This is a genomic window from Bacillus sp. PK3-037 (assembly GCF_054161355.1).
Genome location: NZ_CP096408.1, coordinates 2641144 through 2658060, shown reverse-complemented (window position 1 = coordinate 2658060; position 16917 = coordinate 2641144). Strand labels below are relative to the sequence as shown.

The 16917-nt window shown below is 42.7% G+C and carries 18 protein-coding genes; 14 read left to right on the top strand and 4 right to left on the bottom strand.

Annotation, left to right across the window (positions count from 1 at the left end; genetic code table 11):
- Positions 1-656 precede the first annotated feature (656 nt).
- The gene (locus M1D69_RS13540) at positions 657-947 is read left to right on the top strand and encodes a DUF3219 family protein (RefSeq protein WP_458105810.1); all 291 of its coding nucleotides are present in this window, start codon (positions 657-659) and stop codon (positions 945-947) included.
- Between the two features lie 120 nt (positions 948-1067).
- Here M1D69_RS13540 and M1D69_RS13535 read toward each other — a convergent pair whose 3' ends face one another.
- A complete protein-coding gene (locus M1D69_RS13535; RefSeq protein WP_003218620.1) occupies positions 1068-1253 on the bottom strand; it encodes a YkvS family protein in 186 nt (61 codons plus the stop codon).
- A gap of 164 nt (positions 1254-1417) precedes the next feature.
- Here M1D69_RS13535 and M1D69_RS13530 point away from each other — a divergent pair, with 164 nt between their 5' ends.
- The 5 genes from M1D69_RS13530 to M1D69_RS13510 all read left to right on the top strand — a co-directional run bounded on the left by M1D69_RS13530 (position 1418) and on the right by M1D69_RS13510 (position 6696).
- The gene (locus tag M1D69_RS13530; RefSeq protein ID WP_010334023.1) at positions 1418-1612 is read left to right on the top strand and encodes a hypothetical protein; all 195 of its coding nucleotides are present in this window, start codon (positions 1418-1420) and stop codon (positions 1610-1612) included.
- Between the two features lie 297 nt (positions 1613-1909).
- A complete protein-coding gene (locus M1D69_RS13525) occupies positions 1910-2539 on the top strand; it encodes a cell wall hydrolase (RefSeq protein WP_458105811.1) in 630 nt (209 codons plus the stop codon).
- Positions 2540-2656: 117 nt separating this feature from the next.
- A complete protein-coding gene (ykvU, locus tag M1D69_RS13520; protein WP_458105812.1) occupies positions 2657-3994 on the top strand; it encodes a sporulation protein YkvU in 1338 nt (445 codons plus the stop codon).
- A 49-nt stretch (positions 3995-4043) separates the two neighbouring features.
- Positions 4044-4544, top strand: a complete 501-nt coding sequence (stoA, locus tag M1D69_RS13515) for an endospore biogenesis thiol-disulfide oxidoreductase StoA (RefSeq protein ID WP_458105813.1) — start codon at positions 4044-4046, stop codon at positions 4542-4544.
- Positions 4545-4782: 238 nt separating this feature from the next.
- Positions 4783-6696, top strand: coding sequence for a heavy metal translocating P-type ATPase (locus M1D69_RS13510; RefSeq protein WP_458105814.1), 1914 nt, complete (start codon positions 4783-4785; stop codon positions 6694-6696).
- A gap of 31 nt (positions 6697-6727) precedes the next feature.
- On the opposite strand, the gene M1D69_RS13505 is transcribed toward M1D69_RS13510, so the two are convergent.
- Positions 6728-6943: a hypothetical protein gene (locus tag M1D69_RS13505; RefSeq protein WP_458105815.1), complete on the bottom strand. Its 216-nt coding sequence runs from the start codon at positions 6941-6943 to the stop codon at positions 6728-6730.
- 163 nt (positions 6944-7106) lie between these two features.
- Between M1D69_RS13505 and papB the strand changes: the two genes are divergently transcribed.
- The gene (papB, locus tag M1D69_RS13500; RefSeq protein WP_458105816.1) at positions 7107-8201 is read left to right on the top strand and encodes a di/tri-peptidase; all 1095 of its coding nucleotides are present in this window, start codon (positions 7107-7109) and stop codon (positions 8199-8201) included.
- 52 nt (positions 8202-8253) lie between these two features.
- Here the strand turns inward: papB and M1D69_RS13495 are convergent, their stop codons facing one another.
- Positions 8254-8379 (bottom strand): hypothetical protein, encoded by a 126-nt coding sequence (locus M1D69_RS13495; protein WP_010334030.1) that lies wholly within the window; start codon positions 8377-8379, stop codon positions 8254-8256.
- Between the two features lie 106 nt (positions 8380-8485).
- Between M1D69_RS13495 and M1D69_RS13490 the strand changes: the two genes are divergently transcribed.
- The 7 genes from M1D69_RS13490 (at position 8486) to splB (ending at position 16223) form a co-directional block, all read left to right on the top strand.
- Positions 8486-9451, top strand: coding sequence for a LacI family DNA-binding transcriptional regulator (locus M1D69_RS13490; protein WP_458105817.1), 966 nt, complete (start codon positions 8486-8488; stop codon positions 9449-9451).
- 61 nt (positions 9452-9512) lie between these two features.
- Positions 9513-10379: a glucose PTS transporter transcription antiterminator GlcT gene (glcT, locus tag M1D69_RS13485; RefSeq protein WP_458105818.1), complete on the top strand. Its 867-nt coding sequence runs from the start codon at positions 9513-9515 to the stop codon at positions 10377-10379.
- Positions 10380-10610: 231 nt separating this feature from the next.
- Entirely contained in the window at positions 10611-12710 is a 2100-nt protein-coding gene (gene ptsG / locus M1D69_RS13480) for a PTS glucose transporter subunit IIABC (protein WP_458105819.1), read from the top strand.
- Positions 12711-12808: 98 nt separating this feature from the next.
- Positions 12809-13075: a phosphocarrier protein HPr gene (locus tag M1D69_RS13475; RefSeq protein ID WP_010334034.1), complete on the top strand. Its 267-nt coding sequence runs from the start codon at positions 12809-12811 to the stop codon at positions 13073-13075.
- Positions 13075-14787: a phosphoenolpyruvate--protein phosphotransferase gene (gene ptsP / locus M1D69_RS13470; RefSeq protein WP_059292877.1), complete on the top strand. Its 1713-nt coding sequence runs from the start codon at positions 13075-13077 to the stop codon at positions 14785-14787. The genes M1D69_RS13475 and ptsP overlap by 1 nt, the downstream gene beginning before the upstream one ends.
- A 90-nt stretch (positions 14788-14877) precedes the next feature.
- The gene (gene splA / locus M1D69_RS13465; protein WP_044156104.1) at positions 14878-15117 is read left to right on the top strand and encodes a splAB operon transcriptional regulator SplA; all 240 of its coding nucleotides are present in this window, start codon (positions 14878-14880) and stop codon (positions 15115-15117) included.
- Positions 15118-15194: 77 nt separating this feature from the next.
- Positions 15195-16223, top strand: coding sequence for a spore photoproduct lyase (gene splB, locus M1D69_RS13460; protein WP_024121198.1), 1029 nt, complete (start codon positions 15195-15197; stop codon positions 16221-16223).
- On the opposite strand, the gene M1D69_RS13455 is transcribed toward splB, so the two are convergent.
- Positions 16216-16917, bottom strand: coding sequence for a GNAT family N-acetyltransferase (locus M1D69_RS13455; RefSeq protein ID WP_458106151.1), 702 nt, complete (start codon positions 16915-16917; stop codon positions 16216-16218). The two genes, splB and M1D69_RS13455, sit on opposite strands and share 8 nt — an antisense overlap.

Below are 16917 nucleotides of genomic sequence, written 5' to 3'. Positions count from 1 at the left end.
TGTATGACTCCGTATATTTCCTCGGATATCAAAGGAAATGCTAGTCTGCGAGCAACATGCGTAACTTTAGCTGTTATTATTTCGTATGCTTCGTATGTGTTATTGGTTAGGAATACTCTAACAGATAAATCCCTTTCTCTAAAGAGCAGCCCCAATCCTGCTTTTCTCCTTATCCTTCGATTAAACATATTAAATTGACTTATTCATTACACAAAATGCAATTTAGAAATTAATAAAAGAGCCCGACCCGTATAGAAATTCACAAATGTATATTAAGTTCGTACAAATATTTGTAGGTGTACACTATAAAGTTGAACTTATAGTTTTTACGCGAAAAGAAATGACCGTCAGAGGGGGGGCATTAGCGGCAAATGAATCACAGCTTCCACCAATCAACATTGCAAATCTGCCTTGTTCTAGAATTTATTAATACAAAAAAAGACGAGTGAATCCGGGGGGGGGGATGCCACTCGTCACCTTCTAATGAAAAGACGGGATGCTGGATGGCAGCTCGTCTGTTTTATTATAAAATATCGAACGTACGTTTGTAAAGGCGTCTTTTTTAAAGAAATGGTAAAATAATGCTCAGAACAGATTCATTGTAAACGTTAACGGCGTTATGGTAAGATGCATGAACTGATAAGGAGTGATACAAAGTGAAAACATTGCGTTTAAACGATGTCACGTTAGAAATGTCAACATATCAAGAAGAGAGTGAGCCGAAGCGGAAAATTGCCTTTACCTTACACGTTACCAGTGAGACTTATCATGATATCGCTGTGCTGTTATATGAAAAGACATTTAACGTCGAAGTTCCGGAACGAAATCTTGTCTTCCGCGGTGAAATCACAAATTATTCAACGTCATTGACCAACCTATACGAAGCGGGAGCCGTGAGTGAATTTTATATCGAAATAACGGAAACAGACGCGAACGCCGATTCATAATCGGTATTTTTTATGTAAAAAAGCTGCCGGCCGGCAGCTTTTGAGAAAGCTAATTTGATATGTAAGGTGTTTAATTGTTCGTCTTGCAGTTTTTGCGAATGCGTGTGGATGAAGGAGGATTTAATAGGAGTCTTTGATGATCTTGTAATTTTTATGATTAACAACAGTCAGTGAATCTAGCTCAAGATCCCGATAGTTATCCATAATGGTAACATCTACGATAACAGAATTCTCATTAACTTTTTCAACAACACCGGTTAATCCGTTTTTAAATTCAATGACATTTCCGACCTTAGCGATTTTCACAAGCTTCCTCTCCTTTAAACATAATAATTCCTTTTGAAAGTATTAAACAGTATTTTTATTGAGAAGTAAAGCGATAAGGAGTTTTATCGTCCTAAGGAATTGTCCTGGCGCAGGAAAAATGATATATTGATTTTCGTTCAAAGATTGAAAAGGGGGAGTTTTGATTGCGTCCCGAAGACATAACAGAACAGATTGAACAGCTTCGTACTGGTGAAATAAAAGAATTGAGAGTCCAAAAAGAACACTTTCTTGATTTCAGGGCCGTTTTATCGAAACAGGACGATTTTAAGCATTTCCGAGGCATTGCCCAGCAAGGCGGAGATGTAGTGTTTCAATATTTAGAACAGCCAAGAAGCTAAAAGGTTTCTCATAAGTGAGAAGCCTTTTTATCATATATGACAGAACGCCAGCATTTTATTACAAATGATGTAACAGACGTAAATGAAATGTAAAATTACAAAAATGGATAAATATGCTTTGAAATGACAAGATTTATAGAAAATCAGGCTGTTTTTTTGCCATTAATCAGTGCGTCACCCGGTATATTCCATCCTGATACCTGTTTGGGAGAGTTGGAAAATCTTTTTCCGTGAAATTGATTTGATCTCTTGTTAAGGTTATGAAGTGTTTTTTGAGCACTTTAAGGAGGAAACTGTATGACGACAAAATTTACTGCGCTAGCTGTTTTTCTTCTTTGTTTCATGCCTGCTTCGAAAATTGAACATACACAAGCTTCACTACTGAACACAAAGAAGACAAAACATGAAGAAGCTAAGCTGCTTACCTATATAAATCATGACACAGACACATCTTTCTCTTCACTGTCTGCTGATGAGGACAAGAAAAAAATAAAGCCGATTAAGCTATCAGCGAACACTGAAAAAAAAGAAAAAGAACAATCAGAGAAAACGAATGAGAAGAAAGAAACTTATTCTGAGTCTGAAAAAGAATTGCTTTCCCGACTCGTTCACGCAGAGGCGAAGGGCGAATCCTATGAAGGCAAGGTCGCTGTTGCAAGCGTTGTGCTGAACAGGACGGATAAGAAGGGCTTTCCCGATACAATCAGAGGGGTTATTTATCAGAAAAATGCCTTTGAACCTGTCGCAAACGGAAGCATTAATCAAGAGCCTGACAAAGAATCAATTGAGGCTGTTGAAGAAGCGATGTCATCTAAGGACAGAGAAACAGAAGCCCTTTTCTTTTATAACCCGAAAACGGCGTCAGATGACTGGATTCGCTCAAGGAAAATCATTGAAAAAATCGGCAGGCATGTCTTTGCCATATAAGCATAGAAGAGACCATTCGTCTCAGCTGTGCTTTTTTTTATAGAAAGAGTAAAAATAAAATAATTTTTGAACTTGTCTCATATGATGTTGGTAGTACAAGAGACAAGGAGAGACATCATGAATCGATTTGTAAAAGGGATTATTCTTTTATCCATTGCCGCCTTTTTCGCCGAATGCCTTGAATTTGTCGTGAATATGATTTTGGCGCGCGAGCTTGGCGAGCACGGGATGGGGCTTTACATGAGTATTTTGCCTACCATCTTTTTAATTATTGTCATCGCAAGCTTGGAGCTGCCAATATCAATTTCTAAATTTATCGCTGAATCCAATCCAAAGCTCCATGAAAGCATGCTGAGGCACGCCTTTCGAATGACAGCTGTTTTCACAGCCTGTTCCACCGCCGCCGCCAGTATTGCGCTTCCTTTTATTCCGGTGTTTGATACATATCACCCGTTTATCAAAGGAATTGTCATCGGCTTGATTCCTATTGTCGCCTTTACGTCAATTGCCAGAGGCTACTTTATGGGTGTGCAAAAAATGGGGAAGATCGCAATCGCTAATGTACTGAAAAAAATCATTCAGCTGTTGTGCTTGTTCATCTTCTTTCAATGGTACTCCTTCGAGCTGGACATGGCTGTGCTGATTTCGCTGTTTGTCCTTGTCGTGAGCGATGTGATCGTGCTTGTTTACTTGTATTCACAGTTTATCCTGGCAAGACGCGCGGTATCGGTTCAGCAGCATATCCATTTGCGCGGGAAAGATGTTAGAAAAAGACTGCTTGCCGTATCGATTCCGACAACCGGACTGCGCATTTTCCACGCCGTAGTCAACGCCATTGAGCCCTTTTTAGTAAAAGGAGCGCTTTTGGCAGCGGGCGTTGCCGGGACAACTGCCATCGATCAATACGGCATGCTTGCCGGAGTGGCTGTGACGATAGGGTCGTTTCCTGCTTTTATCGCCCATTCGTTAATGGTCGTCATGATTCCCAGTATTTCTGAAGCTTATTCTCTCTCACAATATGACATCGTATTAAAAAGGCTGAAGCAGTCGATCTTTATCACGTTGGGATACGGTATACCGGCTGTCTGGATCATGTTTCAGTTTGCGGAGCCCCTGACCCATCTGTTTTTTCACTCTCCTGAAGCACAGTATTATTTGCAGCTTTTGTGGCCGTACTTTCTCTTTCATTTATTTGTGATGCCCCTTCAGGCATGTTTAATCGGGATGGGCTTTGTCAAAGAAGCTTTTTATCACAACGTGTGGAGCCATCTCGTTGCGCTGAGTATGATGTATGTGCTGGGTTCAATGGAAAACCTGCAAATGCTCGGGATTATCCTTGGGATGAATACAGGCATGATTTTACTGACGAGCCTACACTATACAACGATTTGCAAAGCGTTGCGTGTATCTGTTTTTCTGACCGGAGGAAACCGAACGCCGCGGATTGAAGGATGATAAATCTCTAGCGGGGCAAGCTATTTGAAAAGCATGAAAGGAAGATTCCATGTTGACAAAACGCTTGCCCCTCACTATTTGCCTGATCTTATTTGCTATGATTTCATGGCTGCCTCTATCGGCACAGGCTGCCACTAAACAGCCTGCTGTTCCTGCGGTTTTTCTCATGAAAACGATAGAAGGGGAGGATATCTCCATCCCAAATAAAGGACAGAAAACGATCCTGCATTTTTGGACTTCATGGTGTCCGCCCTGCAAAAAGGAACTTCCTCAGTTCCAATCATTTTACGAGGCTCATCGATCTGACAGTGTGAAGCTGGTAACGGTCAATTTAGTGAACTCAGAACAAAATCAGCAAGTCGTTGAAGACTTTATCAAAGCAAACCATCTGACCTTTCCGATTGTTCTCGACACAAAAGGGGATTTAATGAAGGAATATCATATTATAACGATTCCCACCTCGTTTTTGCTGAATGAAAAGGGTGAAATTGAAGAAACAAAAGTGGGGCCGATAACGGCTGAACAATTGAAAGAATGGACGAAAGAATAAGCTGAGAGCGTAGCCTTTCAGCTTTTTTGTCATATAATGAAAGGTGAACAGATGTTAATGATAATTATTATCAAAAAGAAATTAAAATAATTATAATTGAAATTCTTTTTCTGCATGCTATAATTAAGAAAGACATCATGGAATAATCAACGATGAAGCTGCCTTCTGGGCGGCGATTTTGTTTTTTATAAGAGAAATGAAGATGATTTGCGTTCTCAATTAGGGAGGAGAATTCGATATGAATGAACAAGTGATGCTTCAACAAGATCAGCATCAGCCATTAAAGACAGAACAGCCAGAAAAAAGCTGGACCCAGCATGCGGAACTTATCGCAGCCCTTGTGTCAGGTGCTCTTATTTTAGCAGGCTGGCTCCTTTCCTCACATCAGTTGTTATCGGTAACGCTATATTTGCTGGCCTTTGTCATCGGCGGATTTGCTAAAGCGAAAGAAGGAATCGAAGAAACGCTCGAATCTAAAACACTGAATGTTGAGCTTTTAATGATTTTCGCTGCCGTAGGTTCCGCATTGATTGGGTACTGGGCAGAGGGTGCCGTTTTAATCTTTATTTTTTCCTTAAGCGGAGCTTTAGAAACATACACGATGAATAAAAGCAGCAGGGATTTAACTTCTTTAATGAAACTTGAGCCTGAAGAAGCAACGCTGATTGTAAACGGTGAAACCAAAAGAGTATCCGTTGCAGATATTAAGGCCGGGGATACGATTGTTATCAAACCTGGAGAACGGGTGGCAGCTGACGGAATCATTGAATCTGGTTCTACAAGTCTTGACGAGTCAGCGTTAACGGGCGAATCGATGCCCGTAGAAAAAAACGCCGGCGACGCTGTGTATACGGGAACTGTTAATCGAAACGGCTCCTTGACCGTCCGTGTTACAAAAGCAAGTGAAGATTCTTTGTTCCGAAAGATTATCAAATTGGTGGAATCTGCGCAAAACAGTGTGTCACCTGCGCAAGCTTTTATCGAACGATTTGAAAATGGATATGTAAAAGGCGTTCTGATCGTGGTGGGGCTGCTGTTGTTTGTTCCGCACTTTGCACTTGGCTGGAGCTGGAGTGAAACCTTTTATCGCGCGATGGTATTTATGGTGGTGGCGTCACCTTGCGCACTTGTAGCGTCCATCATGCCGGCAGCGCTGTCCTTGATTTCAAATGGCGCCCGCAACGGCATGCTAGTGAAAGGAAGTGTGTTTCTTGAACAGCTGGGATCTGTGCAAATGATCGCTTTTGACAAAACGGGGACTGTAACAAAAGGCCAGCCCGCGGTTGAGACGGTTAGACTGGCGGAAGGGTACGAAGAAACGGAAGTGCTTGAGGCTGTCTATGCGATTGAGAAGCAGTCCAGCCATCCGCTCGCGCAAGCCATTGCCGGCTACGCTGAAAGCCGCGGCATCAACAAGTCCGGCTACATATCAATCGAAGAAACGTCAGGCTTTGGTGTAATGGCTGAAGTGGCGGGTGCCAAATGGAAAGTCGGAAAGGCAGGATTTATTGGGGAAGAATTGTCAGCGCAATTTTTGAAACAATCTGCATCAGATATTACTCTAAACGGCCAAACCGTAGTGTTTGTGAAAAAGGACGATCAAATTGCCGGCTGTATCGCTTTGAAAGATCAAATCAGACCTGAAGCAAAAGAAGTCATGGAAGAACTGAGCCGTCTGGGGATTAAAACGGCCATGCTGACGGGAGATCACGAGGACACGGCTCAAGCGATAGCGAAGGAAGCGGGAATGACAACAGTTGCAGCAGAATGTCTGCCTGACCAAAAAGTAAATGAAGTGAAACGATTAAAAGAAGAATTCGGGACGATTGCAATGGTCGGAGACGGAATCAACGATGCGCCGGCACTAAAAGCGGCGGATGTCGGCATTGCAATGGGCGGCGGAACAGACGTGGCCCTTGAAACTGCTGATATGGTGCTCATGCAAAACGATTTGAAAAAACTCGTAAAAATGTGCCGTTTATCACGGAAAATGAACAGGATTGTAAAGCAGAATATCGTATTTTCTCTTGCGGTCATTTGCCTGCTTATTTGCGCAAACTTTTTACAGGTGATGGAATTGCCGTTTGGCGTTATAGGCCATGAAGGAAGTACGATCTTGGTGATTCTAAACGGTTTAAGGCTTTTAAAATAAAAAACAGCGGTCCAAATGGGCTGCTGTTTTTTTATGGATCAAGTTTTATCTTCCTTTGCTTTTTCTCTTGATCCGGCCTTTTCATCACAATGATGAGAGCCAGGATGCAGCAAAGGAAGCCGGCTGCACAGCCTATGATAGAGCTGTAATAATAAAAATCCACCAGCTTCATACCGACAAAAGGAGAGGAAATTCCCGAAACTGTTAATAGAACAACTGCCTTACGTCTGAAAAAATTCATCAGCAAACGGAACAACTCCCTGCGATTTAACTCTCCTCTCAGTATACAAGATGACCGGCAGGAAATAAAATGATGGAAAACGGAAAGTCGCCGCGAAAGGCAAACACCCGTAAAACCTGTTACAATATATAAAGAACAATGCATGGCAAAAGGCAGGGAGGAACAAGAAATGAATAGAATACAACGCGTCTCTTCATGGCTGAAGGAAGCGGGGCATACTGCCGCATTTATTCATACGAAAGAAAATGTATTTTACTTAACCGGTTTTTATACAGAGCCGCATGAACGTGTAATGGGTTTGTTCATCTTTCAAGAGGAGGAGCCATTTTTCGTTTGTCCGGGAATGGAGGCAGACCAGGCCAGAAATGCCGGATGGAATCACGAAATTATTGGCTATGCCGATCACGAAAATCCATGGGAGCTCATTGAAAAAGCACTCAAAAAACGAAATGTCAGCATACATACGCTTGCCGTAGAAAAGGATTCAATCTCGCTTTCGCGTGCCGAACAACTGAAGCATTCAGCTGGAGGTGCTCAATTTGTATCAGCAGAAGAAACACTTAACCAGTTTCGTCTGATGAAAGACGAGCATGAAATTAAATTGCTGAAAGAGGCGGCGAAGCTTGCCGATTTTGGTGTTGAAGTCGGGACAGCTGCTTTGCGTGAAGGCATCAGTGAGGTAGAAGTTCTCGCTCAGATTGAGTATGAGTTGAAGAAAAAAGGAATTCAGGGCATGTCTTTCTCGACAATGGTGTTATTCGGGAAAAAGTCAGGTCAGCCTCACGGAAATCCGGGGACAGCCACATTAAAGAAAGGCGATTTTGTCTTGTTTGACCTGGGTGTTATTATGGACGGTTATTGCTCTGATATCACGCGAACCTTTGCTTACAAAACAATCAATCCGAAGCAGGAAGAAATTTACGAGACGGTGCTCCAAGCGGAAAAAGCCGCGATAGAAGCAAGCAAACCAGGCGTGAGAATCGGAGATCTGGACTTAACTGCCCGCGGAATCATTGAAAAAGCCGGATACGGAGAATATTTCCCTCACCGGCTGGGGCATGGTCTCGGCATTTCAGTGCATGAGTACCCGTCGATGAGCAAAGCCAATGACACGCTGCTGCAGGAAGGAATGGTTTATACAATCGAACCGGGCATTTATGTGCCGGATGTTGGCGGCGTACGCATCGAAGATGACGTTCACGTAACAAAAGACGGGGCGGTTGCGCTTACTCAATATCCGAAGGAATTAACGATATTGCCGTAACAGGCAGAGATAAAAAAGGACTTTGTTCACGACATCGTCCTTTTTATCTGTTTTAAATAAAAAAATCATCAAACGTCCGAAATGGTTTCACTTCATGTTTTTGATTGAGCGGTCTTACAGCCAGGCAGCTTCCGCCCAGAACGGCCAGACATAATCCAATTAAAATGAAGAAACCCATTTATATCTTCTCCTTTCAGCAAAAAACCATCTAATCTGTCGGTACGTTCTTATCGTATTGTATGAAACGCATTCCAGATCAAGGGAAATCAGAAAGAAGGGAATTTATGGCTAATATTAAAGATATTGCAGACAAAGCCGGTGTCTCCGTTACGACGGTTTCCAGAGTCATAAACAATCATCCTTATGTCAGTGAAGAGAAAAGAAAAAGAGTGCTTGAAGCAATGGAAGTGTTGGAGTACACAAGAAATGTCCACGCTGTACATTTGTCGAAGGGGTTTTCAAACATGATCGGTGTTGTGATGCCGACGATCGGCCTTCCTTATTTTGCGGAACTGATGGCGGGAATTTCAGACGCTGCCGCAGAGTCAGGCATTCACCTCTCTTTATTCCAGACAAATTATGACGTGAAGAAAGAAATCTTTGCGCTGTCCCAATTAAAACAGCGCCAGGTTGACGGTTTGATTTTTTGCTCGAAGGCGCTATCTGATGACAAGCTCAAGGAGTGGGAAGGGCCGATATTGCTTTGTCAGAATTCAAATAAGGGCGGGTTTCCCACAATCAGCATTCCTCATCAAGCCGCATTCCGGGACGGACTCGACTATTTAATCGCCAAAGGGCACCAAAAAATAGCGATTTGCTTAGCGAGAAAAAAAGGCATGAACAGTCATTTTCGCATCAAAGCATATAAAGAAGCATTGGAAGAGATCGGAGAAACATTCAATGAAGAATGGGTGATTGAGAAAGCGATTACAATGAACGATGGAAAAGCGCTTTTTCATAAATGGAACAACTGGAGAGAAAGGCCGACAGCTATTTTTGTCGCCAATGACCAGGTATCGGCAGGGCTTTTACTCGAAGCGAAAGCTCAGCAAGTCTCTGTTCCGGATGAACTTGCGATCTTAAGCTTTGATAACCATGAAATCAGCCAATTGCTTGGGATATCAACCATCGATGTCCCAGCGAAGGAAATGGGCAAGCAGGCGTTTGCCATGCTGGAAAAAAGAATTCAAGGTCAGCCGATTGAAAGCAGGGTTCTTGATTACCGTCTCATTGAAAGATCGACTGTTTAGTGAAAGCGTGAAAAAAGGTTTGACGCGCATTCTGTTCGTTATGTACGATATGAGGTATTGAATGACAAAGGAGCTGAGGATCGTGAATGGGTCCTTTACAGTGAAAAAGGTACTGAATAATAACGTATTAATTGCTTCTCATCATAAATACAGTGAAGTAGTTTTGATCGGAAAAGGAATTGGTTTCGGAAAAAAACAAGATGATGTGATTGAAGATAAAGGGTACGATAAAATGTTCATTTTAAAGGACGAAAAGGAACAGAAGCAGTATAAAAAGCTCCTCGACTATGTTGATGAAAAGCATGTTGATATTTCAAACGATGTCATATACCACATCAGCAATCGGACAAACCGTTCACTAAATGAACATATTCATATTGCACTGACTGACCATATTGCATTTGCCATCAAAAGGCAGCAGCAGGGCTTTGATATGAAAAATCCTTTTTTAATGGAGACGCAGTCACTTTATCCGGATGAATATCAGATTGCCAAAGAAGTTATTGATATGATTAATGAAAAAGCGGGCATCTGCCTTCCGGAAGGGGAGATCGGTTTTATCGCCCTGCATATTCATTCAGCCCTGACGAATCGCCCGCTGTCCGAAGTCAATAAGCACTCTCAGCTGATGGCGCAGCTTGTAGAGGTGATTGAAGACTCGTTTCAAATGAAAGTAAATAAGGAAAGCGTCAACTATTTACGGCTTATCCGGCACATCAGATTTACGATAGAAAGAATTAAAAAAGAAGAACCGACTAAAGAACCAGAAAAATTAATGTTGTTATTGAAAAATGAATATCCGCTATGCTACAATACAGCTTGGAAATTGATTAAAATCTTGCAGCAAACATTGAAGAAACCAGTTCATGAGGCGGAAGCGGTTTATCTCACGCTTCATCTGTACCGATTAACCAATAAAATTTCATAAATTCAGTTTATCCTTTAAAAACGTGTTACTGATCCGATCAGGCATGAGTGATTGAGGGGAAAAAACGGGAAGGTCATTCTCGTTCTTTTGCGCACCCAATTTTGCTCATGCCTTTTTTGTTGTGTAAAAGGGCAAATGTAAACGGTTAAACTGGAAGACTTACGCCTGTGAATTCGTTGTCATGATTTTAAGCTGTAAGGTCAGACTAGTAAAAAGAGGAGGTCAATTCTTATGTTTAAAGCATTATTCGGCGTTCTCCAAAAAATCGGGCGTGCGCTTATGCTTCCAGTTGCGATTCTTCCTGCGGCGGGTATTTTGCTTGCGATCGGGAATGCAATGCAAAACAAGGACATGATTCAAGTCCTGCATTTCCTTAGCAATGACAATGTTCAGCTCGTAGCGGGTGTGATGGAAAGCGCTGGGCAGATTGTTTTCGATAACCTTCCGCTTCTTTTCGCAGTAGGTGTAGCCATCGGGCTTGCCAACGGAGATGGAGTTGCCGGGATAGCAGCAATTATCGGTTATCTGGTGATGAACGTATCCATGAGTGCGGTTCTTCTTGCAAACGGAACCATTCCTTCCGATTCAATCGAAAGAGCCAAGTTCTTCACGGAAAACCACCCGGCATATGTAAACATGCTCGGCATACCTACCTTGGCGACAGGGGTATTCGGCGGTATTATCGTCGGTGTGCTGGCGGCATTGTTGTTTAACAAATTTTATACAATTGAATTGCCGCAATATCTTGGTTTCTTTGCGGGTAAACGTTTCGTACCGATTATTACGTCAATTTCCGCACTGATTCTGGGTCTTATTATGTTAGTGATCTGGCCTCCGATCCAGCATGGATTGAATGCCTTTTCAACTGGATTAGTGGAAGCGAATCCAACCCTTGCTGCATTTATTTTCGGTGCCATTGAACGTTCGCTTATTCCATTTGGTCTGCATCATATTTTCTACTCGCCATTCTGGTATGAATTCTTCAGCTACAAAAGTGCAGCCGGAGAGATCATCCGCGGGGATCAGCGCATCTTTATGGCGCAGATTAAAGACGGCGTACAATTAACAGCAGGTACGTTCATGACAGGTAAATATCCATTTATGATGTTTGGTCTTCCTGCTGCGGCGCTTGCGATTTATCATGAAGCAAAACCGCAAAACAAAAAACTTGTTGCTGGTATTATGGGTTCAGCAGCACTGACATCCTTCTTGACAGGGATCACAGAGCCATTGGAATTCTCTTTCCTATTCGTTGCCCCTGTCCTGTTTGCGATTCACTGTTTGTTTGCAGGGCTCTCATTCATGGTCATGCAGCTGTTGAATGTTAAGATTGGTATGACATTCTCCGGCGGTTTAATTGACTACTTCCTTTTCGGCATTTTACCGAACCGGACGGCTTGGTGGCTTGTCATCCCTGTTGGTTTAGGGATTGCGCTTATTTACTACTTCGGATTCCGATTTGCGATCCGCAAATTTAATCTGAAAACACCAGGCCGTGAGGATGCTTCAGCTGAAACAGCAGCATCCGGGAAAACAGGAGAAGCAGGCGACCTTCCTTACGAGATCCTGCAGGCAATGGGTGACCAGGAAAACATCAAACACCTTGATGCTTGTATCACTCGTCTGCGTGTGACAGTAAACGATCAGAAAAAGGTTGATAAAGACCGTCTGAAGCAGCTTGGCGCCTCCGGGGTTCTGGAAGTGGGCAACAATATTCAGGCGATTTTCGGACCGCGTTCTGACGGATTAAAAACACAAATGCAGGACATCATCGCGGGACGCAAACCAAGACCTGAACCGAAAACATCCGCTGAGGAAGAAGTAGGGCAGCAGGTTGAGGAAGTCATTGCAGAACCGCTGCAAAATGAAATTGGCGAGGAAGTCTTTGTTTCTCCGATTGCTGGAGAAATTCACCCGATTACTGATGTTCCTGACCAAGTCTTCTCAGGAAAAATGATGGGTGACGGCTTTGCGATCCTTCCTTCTGAAGGCATCGTCGTTTCTCCTGTACGAGGAAAAATATTAAATGTTTTCCCGACAAAACATGCAATCGGCCTGCAATCCGACGGTGGAAAAGAAATTTTGATCCACTTCGGCATTGATACGGTCAGCCTCAAGGGCGAAGGGTTTACGTCTTTCGTATCAGAAGGGGACCGCGTTGAGCCTGGACAAAAGCTTCTTGAAGTTGATTTGGACGCAGTAAAACCGAATGTACCGTCTCTGATGACACCGATCGTATTTACGAACCTTGCTGAAGGAGAAGCAGTCAGCATTAAGGCAAGCGGATCAGTTAACAGAGAGCAAGAAGACATTGTGAAGATTGAAAAATAAGGGTATATAGTACGCTGTGCTTGTCAGATGACAAGTACGGCTGTATGATATAATATTGTAAAGTAATATAGCTTTAAGTTAAAAGGAGAATGATAAAAATGGCACAAAAAACATTCAAAGTAACTGCAGATTCTGGAATTCACGCTCGTCCTGCAACAGTTCTTGTACAAACTGCAAGCAAATATGACGCTGACGTTAATTTGGAATATAACGGCAAAACTGTAAACCTTAAATCAATCATGGGTGTTATGTCTCTTGGAATCGCTAAAGGCGCTGAAATCACAATTTCTGCTGCTGGCGCTGACGAAAACGATGCTCTTAACGCTTTAGAAGAAACAATGAAAAGCGAAGGACTCGGCGAGTAATGCAAGAATTAAAAGGGATTGGTGCTTCAGCCGGCATCGCGATTGCAAAAGCGTACCGGCTTGAAGAGCCAGATTTAACGGTTGAAAAGAAAAACATCTCTGATTCTGAAGCGGAAGTAAGCCGTTTTGATGAAGCGATTGCACGTTCTAAAGAAGAGCTCGAAAAAATCAAAGAGCATGCTTTGAAAGAACTGGGTCAGGATAAAGCTGATATTTTTTCTGCTCACCTTTTAGTTCTCAGTGACCCTGAGCTTCTGAATCCTGTGAAAGAAAAAATCAGCTCTGATTCTGTAAACGCTGAATTCGCTCTAAAAGAAACGTCTTCTATGTTCGTTACCATGTTTGAATCTATGGATAATGAATACATGAAAGAGCGTGCGGCAGATATCCGCGACGTAACAAAACGCGTAACGGGCCACCTGCTTGGCGTTGAAATTCCAAACCCAAGCATGATTTCAGAAGAGGTTATTATTGTAGCTGAAGACTTAACACCGTCTGACACGGCTCAATTAAACCGTGAATTCGTAAAAGGATTCACAACTGATATCGGCGGACGCACATCTCACTCTGCCATCATGGCGCGTTCTCTTGAGATTCCTGCAGTTGTCGGAACGAAAGCGGCTACAGGCACGATCCAAAACGGCGTGACTGTTATCGTTGACGGTATTAATGGCGATGTCATTATCGATCCTTCTGCGGAAACTGTAAAAGAGTATGAAGAAAAACATAACGCTTATTTAGCTCAAAAAGCTGAGTGGGCGAAGCTGGTCAATGAACCGACTGTATCAAAAGACGGTCATCATGTAGAGCTTGCAGCGAATATCGGTACGCCTGATGATGTGAAGGGTGTTCTTGAAAACGGCGGAGAAGCAGTTGGTCTTTACCGTACAGAATTCCTTTACATGGGAAGAGATCAGCTGCCTACAGAAGATGAGCAGTTTGACGCTTACAAAACGGTTCTTGAGCGTATGGAAGGAAAATCAGTTGTCGTTCGGACACTTGATATCGGCGGAGACAAAGAGCTTCCTTACCTGCAGCTTCCTAAAGAAATGAACCCGTTCTTGGGCTACAGAGCGATTCGTCTTTGCCTTGAAGAGCAAGAAATCTTCAGAACACAGCTTCGCGCGCTGCTTCGTGCAAGTACATACGGAAACTTGAAAATCATGTTCCCTATGATTGCGACAGTTAACGAATTCAAAGAAGCGAAAGCGATCCTTCTTGAAGAGAAAGAAAAGCTTGTCAAAGCGGGACAAACTGTATCTGACGACATCGAAGTCGGTATGATGGTTGAGATTCCGTCAACTGCAGTTATCGCTGATCAGTTTGCTAAAGAAGTTGACTTCTTCAGTATCGGAACAAATGATTTGATCCAATACACAATGGCAGCTGACCGTATGAATGAACGTGTATCTTACCTGTATCAGCCATACAACCCTGCAATCCTTCGCTTAATTACACTTGTAATTGAAGCGGCACATAAAGAAGGAAAATGGGTCGGCATGTGCGGAGAAATGGCAGGAGACGAAATTGCGATTCCGATTCTTCTTGGCTTAGGCTTAGATGAGTTCTCAATGAGCGCAACTTCTATCCTTCCAGCAAGAACACAAATCAGCAAATTGTCTAAACAAGAAGCTGAGTCATTCAAAGAGAAAATCTTATCTATGAGCACGACAGAAGAAGTTGTCGCGTTCGTAAAAGAAACATTCAAGTAATGCACAAAAACCAGACGGCCTCCGGCCTGTCTGGTTTTTTTCATAATCAGGGATGCAGCGGGGCACAATAACATGGCTAGGAGGGATAGAATGTCAAACGAATTTAACGCAGGAGATACAGTCTACGTGATCTACAGAAATCCGCACGCCGCCAATGTTGCTCATATAAAGGAAGCTGAAATTGTGCATCACCCATACCATGAGGGTGAGCTTTCCCTGTTTATATTTGAAACCTACCATCCGTTTGCTGAGGATGATGCTGTTTTTGCAAGCTATGAAGAAGCAAAAACGCTTTACAAAGAATTATTTGATATCGATCCGTACGAGTAACAAGGAAAACATTACAACTCATATCCTTTCTGCCTTATGAGAAAAGTAACGGTAGAAAAGGAAAAGGATGTGGCACCATGCAGAACCCATTTGTTCCGCAGCTCGTTTATATTGAACCGAGAGCAATGGAATATCCATTGGCACAGGAATTACATGATAAATTTGAAAAAATGGGCATCGAAATCAGAGAAACAACGTCCCATAACCAAGTGCGCAATATTCCTGGTAAAAACCATCTTCAGCAATACCGTAATGCAAAATCAACTTTAGTAATCGGTGTCCGAAAAACATTAAAGTTTGATTCTTCAAAACCGTCAGCTGAATATGCGATCCCGTTTGCGACAGGCTGTATGGGGCATTGCCATTACTGCTATTTACAAACCACAATGGGAACAAAACCCTATATCAGAACCTATGTAAATGTCGAAGAAATCTTGGACCAGGCGGATCAGTATATGAAAGAACGTGCACCGGAGTTTACAAGGTTTGAAGCTTCATGTACCTCGGATATTGTGGGCATCGACCATTTGACACATACGCTTAAGCACGCCATTGAACATTTTGGACAGAGTGAGCTGGGCAAGCTCAGATTTGTCACGAAGTTTCACCATGTTGATCACCTTTTGGATGCGAAACATAACGGGAAAACAAGATTCAGATTCAGCATAAATGCTGACTATGTGATTAAGAATTTTGAGCCGGGAACCTCTCCTCTCGATAAACGGATTGAAGCGGCTGTAAAAGTAGCGAAAGCAGGCTACCCGTTAGGCTTTATTGTTGCGCCGATTTACATCCATGAAGGCTGGGAGGAAGGGTACAGACATCTTTTTGAAAAACTTGATGCCGCTTTGCCGCAGGATGTCAGACATGATATTACCTTTGAATTGATTCAGCATCGATTTACGAAGCCGGCGAAACGAGTCATTGAGAAGAATTATCCAAAAACAAAGCTTGAGTTAGATGAAGAAAAGCGACGCTATAAATGGGGACGCTACGGGATCGGAAAATATATTTATCAGAAAGATGAAGAGCATGTGCTTCGAGAAACGCTTGAATCTTATATTGATACGTATTTTCCTAATGCAAAAATTGAATATTTCACGTAAACGGGCTGTCAGCTTCACAGCTCGTTTTTTCATAAAAGGGATTTTTCCACTCCATCAAAACCCCGTAATTCAAGGATTCTTCATCGTCTAAATAATTGCTGACGATACAGAGCGGTGAACGCCCGCAATGGAGGAGAAATGACAGTACAGGATCTTTCTTTTTTCCTTCTATAACATCCTCTACATATTGTGAAGCACTGATTTCATGTGCGTACTTATGATAAAAAGGAATACGTCCGCCGCCGAGTAACCGTTCCATTCGCTTTTCAACGGCTAATTCATACATCGTATTCATCAGCCATTTTCCTATTCCAAGCTTCCGGTAATGCGGGGAAACCGAAATATCCACTACATATAACGTATTTGCCTGCGGATCATGACATGTAATATAGCCGTTATCTGTTGTCTCCGCCCATGTATGCTCGGGAGCATCGGGATCAAAATGCACAATAAGAGAAGTCATCGAACCGACGATCTCACCATTAACCAGCGCGCATAAGGCGCCTTCCGGAAAGGTGTTGATATGGCTGGCAAGCTGTTCTTCTGACCACAGCAATTCCTGCGGAAATGGAGGAGGGAAACACTCTTTCTGAAGAGAAAGCAAGCCCTCTATGTCTGTTCTCAAATAATGTCTGATCGTCAGCCGCTCAAATTTAATGCCATTATGGACATACATCTGTTTAAAAATGACAAT